Source organism: Pseudoxanthobacter sp. (genome assembly GCF_036822375.1).
Classification (GTDB): Bacteria; Pseudomonadota; Alphaproteobacteria; order Rhizobiales; family Segnochrobactraceae; genus Pseudoxanthobacter.
Genome location: NZ_DAISHT010000317.1, coordinates 1 through 2,944 on the forward strand (window position 1 = coordinate 1; position 2,944 = coordinate 2,944).

The following is a 2,944-nucleotide window of genomic DNA, read 5'->3' on the forward strand; positions in this document are numbered from 1 at the left end:
CGCGAGAAGGTGTTGCCTTGAAGGCCAAGGGGCGGTATCGCGGCGGGCGAACCGAGGCCGCATGCGGCCGGCGTCCGCTCCGGCGTGCGTTGTTCTGTCCTGTCCCGGCGTTGCCGCCGGCGGCGGCAGTGCAGCGCCGGCGCGCCGGCCCGGCCCACGGCCTGAAGGCCCGGCCGCCGGGTGGCGGTGGCGCCGCCGGTGCCCGCTCCAGACCGTCCGGTTGCCCCGGAGCGGGGCGTGCACCGCGGCCCCGCGACACCCCGTCCGCCGGCCCGCCCGACCCGATCGTAGCCTGAGCCCCCGTGATCCGGGGCGCTCCGTCAAGAAGAACACGGACCCATGAACGTCACCGAGACCCTGTCCGACGGCCTGAAGCGCGAACTCGCGGTCGTCATCCCGGCCTCCGACCTCGGCGCCAAGCTGACCGCCTATCTCGACGAGATGCGCACGCGCGCCCGCATCAACGGCTTCCGTCCGGGCAAGGTGCCGGCCGGTTACCTGCGCAAGCTCTATGGCCGTCAGGCCATGACCGAGATCGTCAACGAGGCGGTGACCGAGGCCGTGCGCAAGGTGGCCGAGGAGCGCAACGAGAAGCCGGCGCTGCAGCCCTCCGTCGATATCGCCGACGAGAAGCTGGAAGCGATTCTGTCGGGCAACGAGGATCTGGCGTTTGCCGTGTCCTACGAAGTGCTGCCGGAAATCGTGCTGGCCGATCTGTCCGCCATCACCGTCGCCCGCCCGGTGGCCGAGGTGAGCGAAGCCGAGATCGACGAGGAAATCGCCGGCATCGCCAAGTCGGTGCGCAATTTCGAGGAGAAGGAAGGCCCGGTGGCCGAAGGCGACCGCCTGACCTTCGACTTCCTCGGCAAGGTTGACGGCGAGCCCTTCGAGGGCGGCGCGGCGGAAGACTTCCAGCTGGAGATCGGCTCCGGCCGCTTCATCCCCGGCTTCGAGCCGCAGCTCACCGGCATGGCCGCGGGCGACGAGAAGACCATCACCGTGACCTTCCCGGAGGATTACGGTGCGGCCAATCTGGCCGGCAAGGAAGCCACCTTCGACATCAAGGCGAAGAAGGTCGAGGCGCCGGTCGACGTGGTGCTCGACGACGAGTTCGCCAAGCGCTTCGGCATCGAATCGCTGGAGAAGCTGAAGGAGGCCGTGCGCGAGCAGGTCTCCGGCCGCTACACCGCCGCCACCCGCCAGAAGGTGAAGCGCGCGCTGCTCGACGCCCTCGACGAGACCCACAAGTTCGTCGTGCCGCAGCAGCTGCTCGACACCGAGTTCGACGGCATCTGGCGCCAGCTTGAAGCCGATATGGCCCGCTCCGGCCGCACCTTCGCGGACGAAGAGACCACCGAGGAAGAGGCGCGGGCGGAATATCGCACCATCGCCGAGCGCCGCGTGCGTCTGGGTCTGGTGCTGTCGCATGTCGGCGAGACCAACGGCCTTGAGGTTTCCGACGAGGAAGTGCAGCGCGCCCTTCAGGACGAGCTGCGCCGCTATCCGGGTCAGGAACGTCAGATCTTCGAGTACTACCGCAAGAACCCGCAGGCGGTCGCTGCCCTGCGCGCGCCGATCTACGAAGACAAGGTCGTCGACTTCCTGCTCGGCAAGGCCAATGTCGAAGACAAGACGGTGACGAAGGAAGAGCTCTTCGCCGCTGACGAGGACGAGGCCGCCGCCAAGGCGTGATGCGAAAAAGTCGCCGCGCGGGAGCGTCCCGCGCGGCGACGCTGTGGCTAATCGCATTGTCCTGTCTTCCGGTCGCGCACACCATGCCCTATATGGGGATTGAGGCGCCGTCCGGCGCCGTGATTGGGAAGGCCAGACCGATCCCGGCTAACGGGTTCCGGTCCGGTGCGATCAGCACATGAAGGACGTTCCATGAAGGACCCCGTCGACACCTACATGAGCACCCTCGTGCCGATGGTGGTCGAGCAGACGAATCGCGGTGAACGGGCGTACGACATCTTCTCGCGGCTTCTGAAGGAACGAATCATTTTCGTGACCGGGCCGATCGAGGACTCCGTCGCCACGCTGGTGTGTGCCCAGCTCCTGTTCCTTGAGGCGGAAAATCCCGCCAAGGAAATCTCGCTCTACATCAATTCACCCGGCGGCTACGTCACCTCGGGTCTGGCGATTTACGACACGCTGCAGTTCATCCGCCCCGAAGTCTCCACGCTGTGCATCGGTCAGGCCGCGTCCATGGGCTCGCTGCTGCTGGCGGCGGGCACGAAGGGCATGCGCTTCGCGCTGCCGAATGCGCGCATCATGGTGCATCAGCCGTCCGGCGGGTTCCGCGGTCAGGCATCCGATATCATGCTGCATGCGCAGGAGATTCTGTCGCTGAAGCGCCGGCTGAACGAGATTTACCAGCGCCACACGGGCCAGAATCTCGATGCCATCGAGACCGCGCTTGAGCGCGACAATTTCATGACTGCGGATATGGCGCAGTCGTTCGGCCTGATCGACAAGGTGCTGGTCGACCGCGCCTCGCTCGGCGCCGCGTGACGACCTGCGGCCGTGGGCGGGCGGGAAGCCTGCGCCATGCCGCGAAAAAGCCGTCCGGCGCGTTCTTGATCTGCCGGGGCGGGGCGTGCTTGCATCGCCCTGGTACGACTTTGAGAGGTGTGCCCGCCGGGCGGGCATGCCGGAGCCGGTGAACCACGAAACCGGTGGACCACGAGGCCGGAGATGAGTGCCGCGCCGCTCCCTGACGGGCGGGAGTGGCGGGGCCGGCGGCGGGCGCAGACGGACTGCTCCCGGCCAGGCACGAGGAAGAAGACATGAGCAAGGTCAGCGGCAGCGACTCCAAGAATACCCTCTACTGCTCCTTCTGCGGAAAGAGCCAGCATGAGGTGCGCAAGCTGATCGCAGGTCCGACCGTGTTCATCTGCGACGAATGCGTCGAGCTGTGCATGGATATCATCCGCGAGGAGAACAA

General features: G+C 66.8%; 3 protein-coding genes. All 3 read left to right on the forward strand.

The window, feature by feature from the left end; translation table 11 throughout:
• The first annotated feature begins 339 nt into the window (after nucleotides 1-339).
• Nucleotides 340-1,692: a trigger factor gene (gene tig, locus V7067_RS17050; protein WP_334177083.1), complete on the forward strand. Its 1,353-nt coding sequence runs from the start codon at nucleotides 340-342 to the stop codon at nucleotides 1,690-1,692.
• 192 nt (nucleotides 1,693-1,884) lie between these two features.
• The gene (locus tag V7067_RS17055) at nucleotides 1,885-2,511 is read left to right on the forward strand and encodes an ATP-dependent Clp protease proteolytic subunit (RefSeq protein WP_334177084.1); all 627 of its coding nucleotides are present in this window, start codon (nucleotides 1,885-1,887) and stop codon (nucleotides 2,509-2,511) included.
• Between the two features lie 275 nt (nucleotides 2,512-2,786).
• A partial coding sequence (locus V7067_RS17060; protein ID WP_334177085.1) for a ClpX C4-type zinc finger protein occupies nucleotides 2,787-2,944 on the forward strand: 158 nt, incomplete at its 3' end.